We start from the raw sequence: 14561 nt of genomic DNA, 5'->3' as shown, positions 1-14561 counted from the left end.
GCAACGTGGGGTAGCAGCTGCAAGAGTACTTGCGTGCCGCTTAGCCCCCTCCGCTCGCAGCCCGTATCTGAATCTCATGCTGCACGCGCTGGTCGTCCAGCTGCTGCTCCATCTGGTTGGCTACCGCACGCTGCTGCGCTTCCCGGCTGACCACATCAAACTGCTGCATCGATTCTTCCGCTGACGTCTGCGCAGCCACTCCCGTGGGCATGCTCGCGCGATGGTGTGCCGGGTCTGCAGGCTCCCCCTGCACCAGGAACAACGTATGGCCTGCAGGATGCTCAGCGGTGGCATTGCTGACCAGCACGTGGTCCACCCGCTCCAGGTCGTTGTCCTTGGCCAGCACGGTCAGGCTGGCGGCCATGCGCTCGCTGGTGTGGTCAAAGCTTCGGCCATGTTTCGCATCCAGCGCCTCGATGCCCTGGCGGACCTGCTGATACAGGGCATGGTCGGGATGATCTGGCTGTGCTGGACCAAACACGGCGTCCACAGGATGCGGCGTGGCGACCTTGGCATCCGTCCGTGGCTCAGCCTTCGCCAGCGCCCCATCTTCGGCGGCGGCATTCGATTGGACGGCGTCCTTACTGCGCTGGCTCTTCGAGCTGATCCACAGGCTCCACAGCTTTGTTCTGCGCAGCGGGTGCTTGGACCGGATGCTGGCGAGCTGGCGCGAAGCTGCTTGCCAAGCGACTGCGATGAGGTCCGGATGGAACCGGCAGACACACCCGGCATCCACAACACAGCGTGATGCCCCGCCCCTAACAACCCCATCACCCGCTTTCACGCCGCTGCAATAGCCGCCTCCGCACGATCAGAGCCCCCACCCAACCACCGCGACGGCCACCGCAGCCGCGCCCTCTGATCCCGATGCAGCAACTCGCCAATGATTTCTGGAACCTGCGCGGCACCTTCAAGGTGGCCGGCCTGCTCGACGTCGGCACGCAGCTCTCCGTGGTGCGCCGTAGCAATGGCCGCTTCCTCGTGCTGGACAGTTACACCCCCACTGAGACCCAGCGCCAGGCCCTGCTGGGCCTGACCGCCGGCGGCACGCTGGTGGACGCCATCATCAACGTGCACCCGTTCCACACTCTGCACTGCGAGCCTCTGCACCAGCTGCTGCCGGCTGCGCGCCTGATCGGCACGCGTCGTCACCTGCAACAGGCACCGCACCTGCCGTGGGATCCGCACGTGATCGAAGACGTGGAGACCCAGGCCGACTTCGCCGATGACCTCGATTTCACCGTTCCCGCCGGCCTGGAGCTGGTACCGGCCGACGACAACGTGCATGCCAGCTCGGTCCTGGTCCGTCACCGCCGCAGCGGCATCGTCCATGTTGACGACACCCTCAGCGTGCTGGCCGCGCCGGGCACCCTCGGCAAATGGTTGCCGCAGTCCGGTTTGAAGTTCCACCCCACGCTGTCGCGCGCACTGCAGCCCCGGGCCGGCGCCGCAGACGCGTTCGAGCGCTGGGCGCGCGCATTGGCCGAGCGCTGGGCCGGCACCCCGTATGTCTGCGCGGCCCATTCGGCCGTGCGCGAACTGCCCGCCGATGGCTGGCGCGATGAAGTGCTCAAGGCCTTGCACCACGTGCAGGGCAAATTGCGCCGCCATCGTCACCGCTACGGCTGAAACCCCCTCCATTCCCTCCCCCAAGGCAAACTTCCCCATGAGCGACCACCCGATCAAGACAATCAACCCGCTGACCGAACAGGTGCTGCACACCTACGCCTACATGTCCGACGCCCAGGCAGCAGACACCGTGAAGGCCTCCCACGAAGCGTTCCTGCAGTGGCGCCTGCGCAGCCTGGAAGAACGCGCTGAAGTGATGTCCGCCATCGCTCGCAAGCTGGAGGAGAAGAAGGAAGCGTTTGCCCAGCTGATGACCGACGAGGTCGGCAAGCTGATCGGTGACAGCCGCAGCGAAGTGGACCTGTGCGTGGCCATCTGCAAGTACACCGCCGAGCAGGGCCCCAAGGTGTTGGCCGATGAAGAGCGCCCTTCGGCCAATGGCGCCGGCATCGTCACCCACCAGCCCATCGGCGTGGTGTACGGCATCCAGCCGTGGAACTTCCCGGCCTACCAGGCTGTGCGCTATTCCATTGCCAGCCTGATGGCGGGTAATGGCGTGCTGCTCAAGCACGCTGAAAGCTGCACCGGCAGCGGCCTGTTCCTGCGCGACCTGTACGAGGAGGCCGGCCTGCCTAAGGGTCTGTTCGGCGTCCTGCTCATCAGCCACGACCAGTCCGATGCCATCATCGACCACGACCTGGTGCGCGCGGTCACCCTCACCGGTAGCGAAAAGGCAGGCCGCACCGTGGCCGAGAAGGCTGGCAAGGCACTGAAGAAGACCATGCTCGAACTTGGCTCCAACGATGCCTATCTGGTGCTGGACGATGCCGACCTGGAGCTGGCAGTGAAGACCTGCGTAAAGGGTCGCCTGTTCAACAACGGCCAGACCTGCGTCAATGCCAAGCGCTTCATCGTGACCGAAAAGAACTACGACGCCTTCGTCGAGGCCTACGCCAAGCAGTTTGCAGCGATCCGCATGGGCGATCCCAACGATTCAGACACCCAGCTGGGCCCGATGGTGTCCAAGGCCCAGCGGGACACCCTGCACGAGCAGGTCAGCAAGAGCGTGGCCCAGGGCGCCCGCCTGGTGGTCGGTGGCGAGATCCCTGACCGGACCGGCGCTTTCTACCCGGCCACGGTGCTGGCTGACGTTGCCCCGGGCCAGGTCGCCTATGAGGACGAGCTGTTTGGACCCGCCGCGGCCATCATCAAGGCCAAGGACGATGATGACGCCATGCGCATCGCCAACGACAGCCGCTATGGCCTGGGCGGCGGCATCTTCAGCCGTGATGTGAAGCGCGCCCGCGAGCTGGCGACCACCTACTTCGATACCGGCATGGTGTGCATCAACGGCTTCAACGTGGCCGGCCCCACCCTGCCCTTCGGCGGCGTGAAAGCCTCCGGCTACGGCCGCGAACATGGCCCCGAGGGCTTGAAGGAATTCGTCAACGTCAAAGCCATCACCCTGCCGGCGGCCCAATGAGCACGCCCCTGCACTGTGATGTGGCGGTGATCGGCGCCGGCACGGCCGGCTTGGCAGCAGAGCGGGCCGCGCGCCGTAATGGCGCGTCCACGTTGCTGATCGATCCGCACTTCAGCGGCACTACCTGCGCCAACGTCGGTTGCATGCCCTCCAAGCTGTTGCTGGCGGCCGCCACGCAGGCCGAGCACGTGCGCCGTTCAGACCTGTTCGGCATCCACGTGGACGGCATGACCATTGATGACGCGGCAGTGATGCGCCGCGTGCGCGAGGAGCGCGATCGTTTTGCAGCGCTTACCCGCAAGCAGATCGACAAGCTCGACCCAGCCACGCGGCTGACCGGTCGTGCGCGGTTTGCCGGGCCGACCACGCTGGAACTGGAGGACGGCCGACGTATCGAGGCACGCGCCATTGTCATTGCTACCGGTTCCGCGCCTGCCCTGCCGCCGCCGTTTGAAGCGCTGGGCGACCGCGTGCTGACCAACGAAAGCCTGTTCGAATTGGAGCAGCTCCCCAAGCGTGTCGCGGTAGTGGGCACCGGCTCGCTGGGGCTGGAATTTGCCCAGGCCCTGGCCCGGCTGGGCGTGCAGGTCACCCTGCTGGGCAAGGAGACGACGCTGGCCAAGGTGCGTTGCCCGCGCGTGCGCGATGCACTGCTGGCCGTGCTGAAGCGCGACATCGAGGTCCACCTCGGCGTGGACGTGCAGCCCGAACGGTCCGATGAGGGCGTGCATGTGCGCTGGAGCGGCAAAGACCAGGCCGATGGCAGCGTGAAGGTGGACTTCGTCGTCGCCGCACTGGGCCGTCCGCCCAACCTGGATGACCTGGCCCTGGACAAAGCACAACTGGCGTTGGACAAACACGGCGTGCCCTGCCACGACCGCGAGACGATGCGCTGTGGTGACAGCGCCGTATTCATGGCGGGCGACGCCGCCGCCGACCTGCCCCTGCTGCATGAGGCATCGAGCGACGGCGCCATTGCCGGCCGCAACGCCGCGGCGATGCCAGCGAAGATCACGGTGAAGCGTCACGTGCCGCTGAGCATCACCTTTACCGATCCGCCGGTTGCCACCATCGGCCAGTCTGAAGAAGAAGGCGCCGTAACGGGAACCTCCGATTTTGACGACCAAGGCCGGGCACGGGTGGAGGGGGTCAACGAGGGCACCCTGACCCTGTATGCGGCAGCACCCGAGGGCAAGCTGATTGGTGCAGACCTGGTGGCGCCTGCAGGCGAGCACCTGGCCCACCTGCTGGCGTGGGCGGTTGAGACAGGCTGCACCGCGAGCCGACTGCTGGAACTGCCGTTCTACCACCCGACCATGGAGGAAGGGTTGAAGCAGGCCCTGCGCAGCATCTGCGCGGCAACGCCGATTGCGCTGCCGGCTGACCATGATGCGGGGGCGCCATCGGGGGGGTGATGCGTCCAACCAGCGCGTCAACCGCGGGTTGGCTATATTTGCCCATGTCATGAGCAATGGATTGACCCCATGAACATCGCTCCATTTGGCCTCCGCTGTGCCATTGCGGCAGCGCTGGCACTGAGCGCCACTGGGTGTATCAATTCCCCCTCGGTGGAATCGCCAAGCAAGGAGGCTGGAATGCCGGAAGATCCCAACGTGCGCCGCACGATCAAAGGGCACACCTACACCACTGAACCTGTGGAGGCCACCGTCGGACCCCACCGTTTCATGTTCCCCGCCAACTACTACGACAACCAGATCGGCCCCTACTTCGATGGCAGCGTTGGCCTGACGCTGCTTTGGCCAGACCTGGGCCCCGCGTTACCAGGCACCCGCCCGGATCGTTCGATGGAAGACTTCCAGCGCTCCGTGGTCATTGGCCTACAGCATATTGATCGCACCCCAATCAGGGGCCTGCTGGAGCGCTACACCAGTACGGAGCAGACATCGACGCCGACGTCCGTGCTGCGCAATGACCCGACCGAACGGCTTGACCTGCGGATACCCCAACCAGAGCGCTTCGGCTTGGTGCCCTATGCAATCAACGACGCCTTGATGCCGGCGTTCCAGAAAGCGCTGGAGCAGGAGACCCAAATGCCCCAGCCCCGCAATCTGCGCATGGAGAAGGACTGGTACGTCGCTCGAAATGGCGAAGGCGAACTGACGACATTCATCGAATGCGAAAGTGAAGCCCACTTCCCTGACGGCCTCACCCTCTCCGGCAATCGCCTACGCGACACGGAAGACGGCCGAGTAGCCGGCTGCACCCATTATTTCGTTGATGTTGAAGACAGCATCGCGATCACGGCAACGTATCCGCGCGTCATCCTGAAAGACTGGAAGAAGATCGAGTCTGCTGTGCGAACTTCCCTGTCCCGATACAAGAAATCATGAGCCTTGGGGTGGGCCATCAGTAACCACCGCTCGCAGCCCGTATCTGAATCCCCTGCTGCACGCGCTGGTCTTCCAGCTGCTGTTCCATCTGGTTCGCCACCGCACGCTGCTGCGCTTCCCGGCTGACCACGTCGAACTGTTGCGCCGATTCTTCCACTGACGTCTGAGCAGCCACTTCCGTCGGCATGCTTGCGCGGTGGTGTGCCGGGTCTGCTGGCTCCCCCTGCACCACAAACATCGCGTGCCCTGCAGGATGCTCGGCGGTGGCTTTGCTGACCAGGACGTGGTCTACCCGCTCCAGGTCGTTGTCCTTGGCAAGCACAGTCAGGCTGGCGACCATGCGCTCGCTGGTGTGGTCGAAGTTTCGGTTATGTTTCGCATCCAGCGCCTCGATGCCCTGACGGACCTGGTGGTACAGGGCATGGTCGGGGTGGCCCGGCTGGGCGGGACCGAACAGGGCATCCGCAGGAGGCGGCGTGGCGGCCTGGGTATCCGTCCGTGGCTCAGCCCTCGTCGGAGCCTCCTCCTCGGCGGCTGCAATGGATGGGACTGCATCGTCGTGCTGCGCTGTCTCCGCCGGCCGCTCATCCACAGGCTCCGCGGTTCTGTTCTGGGCCACAGGTGCCTCGGCCATAGCCTCGTGCACAGGCGCGGCTGGTGGTATCGACTGTTCCTCAAGAGCGTGCTCGACAGCCGGCACAGGAGTCGGCTGCGGCGGGGGCTCAGGCGCCACTGGAGGCGTGCGCGGACGCTCAGGCTCATGGCTGTCGTGGGTTCGGGTTTCCTCTGCATTCTGTGCATGTGCGTGATGAGGAGCGTCATTCCGTTCAACGCCAATTTCAGCAGGTGGCTCATGCAGTGTTCGCGCTGCGGGCGCCGCAGGCGGTTCAGCCACTTCCCGCGCACGCTCCTGCGCTTCGGCCTGCTGCAGCTCCGGCTCACGCGGTGGCTCGGGCTCGCGACGCAGCTCGCGCGGCCCCTCCCGCCGGGAAATTTCAGGGGTCTCGCGCTCGGCCGCAGGCGCGGGCACCGCCACAGGCGGCACGGCTGGGGCAATGGCCTCTGAGGGACCAGGCACACGGGTCTGGACCTGCTCGCGCTGGGCGTCTGCCAGCGCTTCGCCGGCCTGCGTAGCAACCGGGGCACCCCGTTGAATCTGCTGGGCCGCCGCCAATGCGGCCTGGCCAGCATCCACCGTGGCTGCGCCTTGCCGGTTGGCTTCCTGCATTGCCTGTTGATAGGCCTCCTGCTCGCGCGGCGACAATGCTGCAATACGCAACTCGGGCGAATCAGGCACCGGGGCCTGCTGGGCGGCACGCTCGCGCACTTCCCGCCACGCCGCCCGCAGCTCCTCGGTGGTCGTCGTCGCCACCGGATGGGCAACACCATCGGCGCCCACTTGGTAATGGGTAATCGCACGGGACTCGCCCGCATTACCCTCAACCGCAGGCGCAAGCTGCTGCATCGTCGCGCCGGTGATGCCGTGCTGGGCGCGCGTGCGCGCCGTCGCCAGCTCGATGGCCTCCATCCACTGCGGGGAGGGCGAGATGCCAGCAGAGGCGTAGCCATGCCGCACCTCGTTCCGGTTCATCTCGGCATTCGTAGGTGCGGGGCGTGCTTCAAGCGCGGCGAGGGTGCGGTCGAGAACCTCAATCGACGGCTGCTGGATCTTGCGCGTTGCCTCCAGTTCCAGCGCCATGTTGCCCTGTGCTACGCGCCCCTCGTGGGACCACGTTCCCGCTTCGTCGCGCTGGTAGAGCACGTTGTCCGAACCAAGAATGGCGTCCGGCCGCGCGCGCGCCGCTTCGACCGCATCGGGCACCAAAGGCACAAAGTCGCTTGCACGCGTGGCGGCACGATTCTCCAGGTAACTTGCTGCGATCGCCGCCTTGCCATGGGCGATGTTGTCCTCGATGCGCTGCACGGCCTGCTGGTTCAGCTCTGCAGCGCGTTCGGGTGTCGCTGTCTGGGTTTCGTAGATGCCGCGATCATTTGCACCGACCACATCGGTCTTGATCTGGCGGGTCCACTGTTGGGTCTGAGCATCGCGGTGCCAGTTTGGGTTACCGAAGCCATTTCCTTCATCGCCGCGGGCAGGAAGGTTGAAAGGATCCTGAGGTGCCGGCGCATCCTTCAGTGCCAGCTCTACTGCGCTGACGCTGGCCTTCGCACCCAGTTCGCGCGCCTTTTCATAGCTGGCGCCGACACTGTGCTCGGTGGCAACCCCAGGGCCGGTAGCCGAGTCCTCCATCCTGGCCTGGCGCTGCCAGTTGTTGCCGTCAAACCTCCACTGCACGCCGGCATTGTCTTTCTGGTGATACACCGCGCGGTTGTCGAGCAGGTCGGCCCCCTTGTCGAATGCCTTGCTCATGAACAACGCATCAGCCGCGACCACCGCCGCCGGCACGAAGCTGGACGTGCCGATCACGGAGGCGGTTGCCATGCCTCCGAGCCAGCCACCGCCACTGCGTGCAACCGCGTGGTTGAATTCGGACTGGGCGGCCGTGCCGTTGCCCTGCTGCAGGTGCTCGGATATACGGCGCGTGGTGAGGATGGCATCCGCGCCGGAGGCGAGCAGGCCGCCGGAACGCACCAGTTGGCTGGCGGAGGCTTCGCCGATGAGGAGGTCCATGGTTACGAAGCCGCGCTGCGAGACGGGCTTGTACTGCGTTGGAGATGGCGCAGTCAGATCGTAGATTCCTCCCCGCGCGGGCCCGATGGATGGCAGATCATCCACTAAGGCGTGCCTAACGCGCGCGTTGGTCGCATCCGACAATGTTAGGCGCCCCGCCTGTTCTGCCTCTGATATCGCCAGGCGCATCTCCATTCTGCCTGCCACTTCGCGTGCAAACGCGTCCCGCTCACCCGGGCCGGCAACCAGGTTCCTGGGGCTGCTCTGAATTTCTTCAATGATTCGCGCTACACGCGGATCGGAATGAATGACTGCCGCCCATTCCGACTCCATAGGCGCCATTGATCGCAGCGCCTTGAACTGTTCCGCGTTATCCATGCGGTACTGCGCGTGGCTGGATATCGTCCGGCTGTTGATCGCATTAGCTTGCTCTGCAGTCATCCCGTCCGGCGTGGTAGCAAACGCATCTCCATTTATAAGAGCGAGTTTGACGGTGTCGCGAAAATCAATTACCTGCTCCGCGACAGTCCGCAGCGCTGCAGCATCCTTTCTTTTTACTGCAGCAGTGCCTGCCGGACTATCCAGGATGTCATTCAGCACGTAATTTATTTCTTTCGTATAGGAACTTCTCGTCCGACCTCGATGTGGAGAAGTATCGAGGTCATCCGCGAGCTCACCTTCAAACGGAAGGTAGAGACGATTGAGCGACTCATCCTTGGCCAGGTATCCCGCCTCGACAAGCTTCTTGACGAGAGGATGATCCCTGAACACCACCTGCTCAAAAACATGATGGCTTTGTAGGATTGGGTTTTTTGCAGGCATCGGATTCCGTTCCCAAGAGGACGATGATTGCTTTTGAACTAGTAGCCCGCAGCGTCTTCAATCCACACACCGCGCGGATTGGTCACCGTCCCGAATCCATGCTCGATGAGCGCGTCGCGAAGCACTCTATCGCAGTAGATCCGACTACCCGAATGGATATCCATGAACACATGTATGCCAGCAACTTCCGTTGCTTTGAAGGACAACTTGCCACCACCGGAGAGGCTGTAGTACTTGCCATTCTGGTAGCCATCAAGAATCTTCACGCTTGAGGCATCCTCGTCAATCGCGTCCAGAATTCTTGTCACCTCACACAGGTAGTGCGGCTCGCCCTCTGATCCATCCTCTAGCTGGAAGGCGCACTTCGCGAAGGCGAATCCTTCTGCATCTACTTTCTCCATTACATCCTTAAGGGGTTGAGAGACCAACCAGTAGCCGTTGAACCCGCCTTGCAGATCCAATGGCATGTCACCAACCTGGCTATCGAAGCGAAGCTTCGGAACAACACTCAGTGATGCAAGCCCGCCAATTTCAGAGGGCTCGCTCATGTAGGTCGGCCAAGGGATTTCCTCCTCATTGTCCAACTCAACCCCGTGGCCACGGCCAGACGCCCCCATGTCCGGTCCGAGCACGTAGAAGCAACCTTTAGGCGGGTCAACTTTATTCATGTGTTCCTCATTCATTTTCTTCTTTCACTGCTGTTTTAGCTCAGGCAATCATTGCCAGGAACGTGTTCGCTTACTACAGCGCCCCTACACAGCCAACATCAGGTCCCCATTGATCAGCGCCACCTTTACGGTATCCCGCAGCCTGAGCACCGCTTCCAGAGCACGGGCCGTTGCAGCAGGATCACCCCGCATCGCGCCTTGACCGTCAGGCGACAGCTCGATCATGGACAGCTGCTCCACCATCCCCATCGTGTAGGACTCAAGCGGCTTGGCAGCGTACTGCGAACAGCCCAGCTTGGCCGCCAGCTCCCTGTCGAGCGGAAGATAGAGCCTGTTCTCGGGAGCATTGACCTCGAACTCGCCCACCGCGTGGAGCTGCTGCAGCAGGCCACTCTGCGAAAAAATCGTGGGATCGATGATCAGTTGCAGGTCAAACAGCCCGTCATTGTCTTCATTGGCAGCCATGGCGTTCCCTCGCTGTGGGTGTGATGCATCCGTTGCGGTAAGTTCTACGCCGGTCCGCGCCTACGGGCAATCAGAACCCTGTGAATTGCCTCACAGGTTTGGAGTTCCGTCCCAGCCCATGAGGCACCCCCACGTCATCCTCCCCTTCCCCCAGGAGGATGACATGACCACGATCGACGCAGAGTGGCTGGAAGACTTTGACCGCGCCCTGCTGAGCCTGTTTGCCATCAGCCACGGCGAGGCCGGCATGGATGCCTACATGCTGGGCTGCTATGCCGATCTGGAACCGCGCGAAGCAGCCATGGCCTACGGCAACGACTACGACCTGGCCCGCACGCCGTTGCTGTGGCCGGTGCCGGGATTGGTGCTGCACAATTAAGTAGTGACGCAATCTGAACACTTCCAACGTAGGCAATGCAAACGCCAAGCCCCCTCCTGCTTGCCAACTACTTGTCAGCTAGATATCCGACGCATCAATGAACCACAGGCCATCCGCACCGCTGTCGACGGCTATGCCAGCTGCAGCGACCGCTTCCCGGAGAATCTGATCGCAGAACACTGTTCCGGTGTAGGGAGTCCTGAACACGTGCGCAGCACCCAGCTTGTTGCGGTCGAATGTAATGCTGGCACCGCCGCCCAAGTCGTAGAATTTTCCATTTATGAATTCTTCTGACGTATCTATCAGAAGAGTAGAGGCGGCTTCATCAAGCGCGTCTATTACCGAAACGACAGTGCAGAGATAACGCGCTTCACCTTTGACACCGCCTTCTACCAAGTAGTGAACCTCAGCAAAGGCGAAGGCTCCGGGGTCGGTAGACCTCATGACGTCATGGAGCCGCTTCGAAACCAGCCAGTACCCACTGAATCCCGGCTCGAGATCTTTCGGGGGCGGGCCATCGCTTGGGTCAAACTTCAAGCAAGGAACCTGTCTCAGTGGCGGAATGCCTCCCTCTTCAGGCAGCAAAACAAGTCGGGGCGGTGAAAGGAGACGGTCAAGATTAGTGAACGCAACGCCACAGCGTGGCCCGCTGACTGTACCTGCTTCGAGGAGGAAGAATTCCCCGCGGCGGGGTCCCTTCTTTGAAGTCGGCTCCATGCTCTGTCCAAGTCCCTCCAGCTGCAGATTCCGAAGGAGAGCATACCCCTCCCTCCGCCGCGATCAAGCTGACAACTCGCCATGTGGATGGTCAGCTCTCCTGGGATGTTGGATTCTCTGTAATTCCTACGTTGGTCCCGCGCTATGCGGACTGGCGCCCAAAGGCAACCAAACGCCCGGAGAAGTTCAATTGGCGAGGTCAGAAAGATGTGGGTGCTTCAAATGTTAGACACATTTGCCCTACTCGCTCCTTGCCCAACTTCACGAAACTGAAGGTCTTCAACGATCAAATGCGAGCAGCATCAATGAGCCGAACACCTCGCGCGGCGCTGCCAAAGCCAAACCCTGACGCGATCAGCGCATCTCGCAGCACTCTGTCGCAGAAGACGTCTGCGGTGTAGGGCGTCATGAACACATGCGCCGTCCCAACGACGCTTGAATCGAAGGCCAAACGAGCACCACCCGAAACACTGTAGTGCTTGCCATTCGGGTATCCCTCTGTCAGAACCTTGACCTCTGAGCAGGCCAGATCAATCGCATCGATCACCCTGGTCACCTCGCAGAAGTAGTGTGGCGGCGCCTGCGTCCCGTCCTCAAGATGGAAATCGCACTCAGCGAAGGCGAAACCATCGGGATCTGCAGATTGAAAGAGTTGCTTCAGAGGTTCGGAGACAAGCCAGTAATCGGTAATGCCGCTCTGCAGATCCTTCGGCATTTCGCCTAGCCGAGGGTCATACCGAAGGCGCGGCATCACTCTCAGGCTTGCAAGCCCGCCGCTCTCTGGGGGTGTACTCAATCCGACAGGAGGCGGTATGTCTTCTCCATTCTCGACCTCGACGCCATGCCCACGGCCGCCGCTTCTGAAGTCAAAGCGAAGAATGTAGAACTGGCCCAGCGCTGGTGATTTCTCGTGCATCTGTTCGAACCCCATACGAAAGCACATCCCAACAGCTTGATTTACGGTCCCCAGAAGCCACCTCCAGGCGGATCCACTCTACTCATGTTGGTCTCCATGGCTGCTCACCACATCGTGGAACCACAGCCCATTCGACACACCCTGCTCGACTATCCCCGCCGCCTCCACCGCCTCCTTGAAAGCGCGATCGCAGAAAACACCTTCGTAGTAGGGCAGGCGAAACACGTGAGCGCCGGCAACAACGTCCTGCTTGAACGCCAGCCGCACATCGCCAGTCAGGCCGTAGTACTTACCCTCCTCATAGTCATCACTGACGATGATCTTCAGCTGAGAAGCCTGCTCGTCCAGGGCATCAATCGTCCGTACAACGTCGCAGAGGAAGTGAGGTTCACCCATCGCGCCATCGGCCAATCGGTAGTCGGTTTCCATGAACACGAATGCGCCCGCATCCACGTCCTCCATCACGCCACGGAGCCGCGCGGATACGAGCCAGTAACCGCTCATGCCCGCCTCAAGATTCTCGGGCGGCCACCCCTCGCTTGGCTTGTAGACCAATCTAGTAATCTCGCGCAGCGGCGGGAAGCCTCCGCTATCAGGGCGAAGCAGGAATGCCGGCGGCGTTTTCAGTAATGACTCGTTCTCGAACACAACGCCATGCCCCTTCCCAAGGCGGCGTGCGTCCGGTCGCAGCTCGAAGAACTCGCCTCGTTTTGGAGCATTGGCTGTCATCAAATTCCGCGTCCTTCAACCCACGAAGCGTCTCTTTTCAAACCAGCACCACTACACATCTGCAGCGTCGACGAACCACAGGCCACGCGAGCTACCTGCCCCGCCGATGCCTCTCTGGCGCACCTCGTCCCTCAGGCGTCGGCTGCAGAATACGAGTCCACCGGAGTACGGCGTGCGGAACACCTCAGCTTGGCCAATAGCGTCCCGCTTGAACGTGAGGCTTGCCCCGCCGGCGAGGTTGTAGAACTTGCCGCCGACATAGTCGCTGTCGCGGATGATGCGAAGACGTGAAGCCTCCTCATCCAAGGCGTCGATCTGTCGGGTGACTTCGCAGAGGAAGTAGGTCGGCCCTTCGCTGCCGTCGGCCAAGCGGTAGTCACATTCCACAAACTCGAAGCCTTCGGGATCGATGTCGGCGAATGCTTCGCGCAGGCGCTCCGAGACCAGCCAGTAGCCGCTCATCCCGCCTTCAAGGTCCTCAGGGAGGCTGCCCTTCCTTGGCGAGTGCCGCAGGCGGGGGCTCTCTGCCAACTCGGGAAATCCGCCGCCCTCGGGCCGCAGGATCAGCCGAGGCCGGGTGCGAAGCGTCGTGATGTTCTCGAATACGACGCCGTGCCCCTTCCCGCCTCGGGTGGTATCCGGCATCAGCAGGAAGAACTGCTCGCGCACAATGTGACTCATGTTTGGTAGCTCCATGCTGCGGATCCAGTGTTGGACGCCTGCTTCACCATGATCAGATGGCCGCCGCGTCGATCGTCGTGATACCACTGGTTCGCGCGTCGGCGGGAATCCCAGACGCGCGCAGGGTATCCACGAAGCAGCGGTCAACAACGACAAACGTACTGAATGGCGTCAGGAACACGTGCGCATCCATCAACACCTCTGGCCTGAAGGCCAAGCTCGCGCCTCCGCCAATGGAGTGGAACTTTCCGTTGGCGAAATCGTCGCCCACCTCGATATCAAGCCGGGAGCGGACTTCGTCGAGCGCATCGAGCTCGCGCACCACATCGCACAGGGAGTGCTCCGGGCCGGGGGAGCCATTGGCCAGAAGAATGTCGCACTCCGCAAACTTGAATGCGCCGGGGTCCACAGCTTCCATTGCCTGGCGCAGTCGCTGCGATACGAACCAGTAGCCGCCGAAGCCTCCTTCCAGGTCGCGAGGAGTGGGCCCGTTGCGAGAGTCGAAGATGATGCGGGGGCGCTCGCGCAAGTTGGGAGATCCCCCGCCATCCGGCCGTAGGATGAGGCGGGGCGGGGTCAGCAATGCCTGGATGTTGTCGAATTTCGCGCCCCGGAATGGACGGTTGCTTTCGAGATCGGGGGCGAAGATGAAGAATTCGCCTGCCACCGGTCCCGCTGTCTCTTTGGACTCCATCGCCTATCTCCTTGGCACGGCTGCAGTGCTGCCCGGACAGCTTACCTCCCGTCCCAGCCCATGAGACACCCCCACGTCATCCTCCCCTCCCCCCAGGAGGATGACCATGACCCCGATCGACGCCGAGTGGCTGGAAGACTTTGACCACGCCCTGCTGAGCCTGTTTGCCACCACCCGCCGCGAAGCCGGCATAAATGCCTACCTGCTGGGCTGCTATGCCGATCTGGAACCGCGCGAGGCAGTCATGGCCTACGGCAACGACTACGACCTGGCCCGCACGCCGTTGCTGTGGCCGGTGCCGGGATTGGTGCTGCACAGTTAAGCAGTGACGCAATCGCCCCGCTTTCTGCGAAGGCAGCGAGAATCGGCTGTCGCAATTGGAACGACGCGCTGCTGCAAACCGTGCATTTCCAGGCGTGTTCGGGCGGTTACTTAACACCGCCCGAAACCATTGC

General features: G+C 62.4%; 15 protein-coding genes. 6 read left to right on the top strand and 9 right to left on the bottom strand.

Annotation, left to right across the window (positions count from 1 at the left end; translation table 11 throughout):
• Nucleotides 1–40: 40 nt before the first annotated feature.
• Nucleotides 41–784 (bottom strand): XVIPCD domain-containing protein, encoded by a 744-nt coding sequence (locus tag NQ204_RS19685; protein ID WP_488192364.1) that lies wholly within the window; start codon nt 782–784, stop codon nt 41–43.
• A gap of 83 nt (nt 785–867) precedes the next feature.
• Here NQ204_RS19685 and NQ204_RS13695 point away from each other — a divergent pair, with 83 nt between their 5' ends.
• The 4 genes from NQ204_RS13695 (at nt 868) to NQ204_RS13680 (ending at nt 5403) form a co-directional block, all read left to right on the top strand.
• Nucleotides 868–1629 carry a hypothetical protein gene (locus NQ204_RS13695; RefSeq protein WP_256644155.1) on the top strand — a complete coding sequence of 254 codons (762 nt, stop codon included), beginning with the start codon at nt 868–870 and terminating at the stop codon, nt 1627–1629.
• A 37-nt stretch (nt 1630–1666) separates the two neighbouring features.
• The gene (locus NQ204_RS13690; protein WP_256644154.1) at nt 1667–3052 is read left to right on the top strand and encodes an NAD-dependent succinate-semialdehyde dehydrogenase; all 1386 of its coding nucleotides are present in this window, start codon (nt 1667–1669) and stop codon (nt 3050–3052) included.
• Nucleotides 3049–4467, top strand: coding sequence for a dihydrolipoyl dehydrogenase (locus tag NQ204_RS13685; RefSeq protein ID WP_256644153.1), 1419 nt, complete (start codon nt 3049–3051; stop codon nt 4465–4467). The genes NQ204_RS13690 and NQ204_RS13685 overlap by 4 nt, the downstream gene beginning before the upstream one ends.
• A 69-nt stretch (nt 4468–4536) precedes the next feature.
• Nucleotides 4537–5403: a hypothetical protein gene (locus NQ204_RS13680; RefSeq protein WP_256644152.1), complete on the top strand. Its 867-nt coding sequence runs from the start codon at nt 4537–4539 to the stop codon at nt 5401–5403.
• A gap of 16 nt (nt 5404–5419) precedes the next feature.
• Here the strand turns inward: NQ204_RS13680 and NQ204_RS13675 are convergent, their stop codons facing one another.
• The 3 genes from NQ204_RS13675 to NQ204_RS13665 all read right to left on the bottom strand — a co-directional run bounded on the left by NQ204_RS13675 (nt 5420) and on the right by NQ204_RS13665 (nt 9990).
• Complete coding sequence (locus tag NQ204_RS13675; RefSeq protein ID WP_256644151.1) at nt 5420–8857, bottom strand: XVIPCD domain-containing protein; 3438 nt, start codon at nt 8855–8857, stop codon at nt 5420–5422.
• A 38-nt stretch (nt 8858–8895) separates the two neighbouring features.
• On the bottom strand, nt 8896–9525 hold the full coding sequence (locus NQ204_RS13670; RefSeq protein ID WP_256644150.1) for an imm11 family protein: 630 nt from the start codon (nt 9523–9525) through the stop codon (nt 8896–8898).
• Between the two features lie 84 nt (nt 9526–9609).
• Entirely contained in the window at nt 9610–9990 is a 381-nt protein-coding gene (locus tag NQ204_RS13665) for a hypothetical protein (protein WP_256644149.1), read from the bottom strand.
• Nucleotides 9991–10153: 163 nt separating this feature from the next.
• Between NQ204_RS13665 and NQ204_RS13660 the strand changes: the two genes are divergently transcribed.
• On the top strand, nt 10154–10369 hold the full coding sequence (locus NQ204_RS13660) for a hypothetical protein (RefSeq protein WP_256644148.1): 216 nt from the start codon (nt 10154–10156) through the stop codon (nt 10367–10369).
• 78 nt (nt 10370–10447) lie between these two features.
• Here NQ204_RS13660 and NQ204_RS13655 read toward each other — a convergent pair whose 3' ends face one another.
• The 5 genes from NQ204_RS13655 to NQ204_RS13635 all read right to left on the bottom strand — a co-directional run bounded on the left by NQ204_RS13655 (nt 10448) and on the right by NQ204_RS13635 (nt 14106).
• The gene (locus NQ204_RS13655) at nt 10448–11086 is read right to left on the bottom strand and encodes an imm11 family protein (RefSeq protein WP_256644147.1); all 639 of its coding nucleotides are present in this window, start codon (nt 11084–11086) and stop codon (nt 10448–10450) included.
• Nucleotides 11087–11372: 286 nt separating this feature from the next.
• Nucleotides 11373–12017: an imm11 family protein gene (locus tag NQ204_RS13650; protein ID WP_256644146.1), complete on the bottom strand. Its 645-nt coding sequence runs from the start codon at nt 12015–12017 to the stop codon at nt 11373–11375.
• 63 nt (nt 12018–12080) lie between these two features.
• On the bottom strand, nt 12081–12731 hold the full coding sequence (locus NQ204_RS13645) for a DUF1629 domain-containing protein (RefSeq protein ID WP_256644145.1): 651 nt from the start codon (nt 12729–12731) through the stop codon (nt 12081–12083).
• Nucleotides 12732–12782: 51 nt separating this feature from the next.
• Entirely contained in the window at nt 12783–13412 is a 630-nt protein-coding gene (locus NQ204_RS13640; protein WP_256644144.1) for a DUF1629 domain-containing protein, read from the bottom strand.
• A 52-nt stretch (nt 13413–13464) separates the two neighbouring features.
• Nucleotides 13465–14106: a DUF1629 domain-containing protein gene (locus NQ204_RS13635; protein WP_256644143.1), complete on the bottom strand. Its 642-nt coding sequence runs from the start codon at nt 14104–14106 to the stop codon at nt 13465–13467.
• Between the two features lie 106 nt (nt 14107–14212).
• Here NQ204_RS13635 and NQ204_RS13630 point away from each other — a divergent pair, with 106 nt between their 5' ends.
• Nucleotides 14213–14428, top strand: coding sequence for a hypothetical protein (locus NQ204_RS13630; RefSeq protein ID WP_207776468.1), 216 nt, complete (start codon nt 14213–14215; stop codon nt 14426–14428).
• Nucleotides 14429–14561 lie beyond the last annotated feature (133 nt).

Source organism: Stenotrophomonas testudinis, from assembly GCF_024499815.1.
GTDB lineage: Bacteria > Pseudomonadota > Gammaproteobacteria > Xanthomonadales > Xanthomonadaceae > Stenotrophomonas.
Note: the sequence above shows the minus strand (reverse complement) of the source record. Positions and strands in the feature narration are given on the sequence as shown.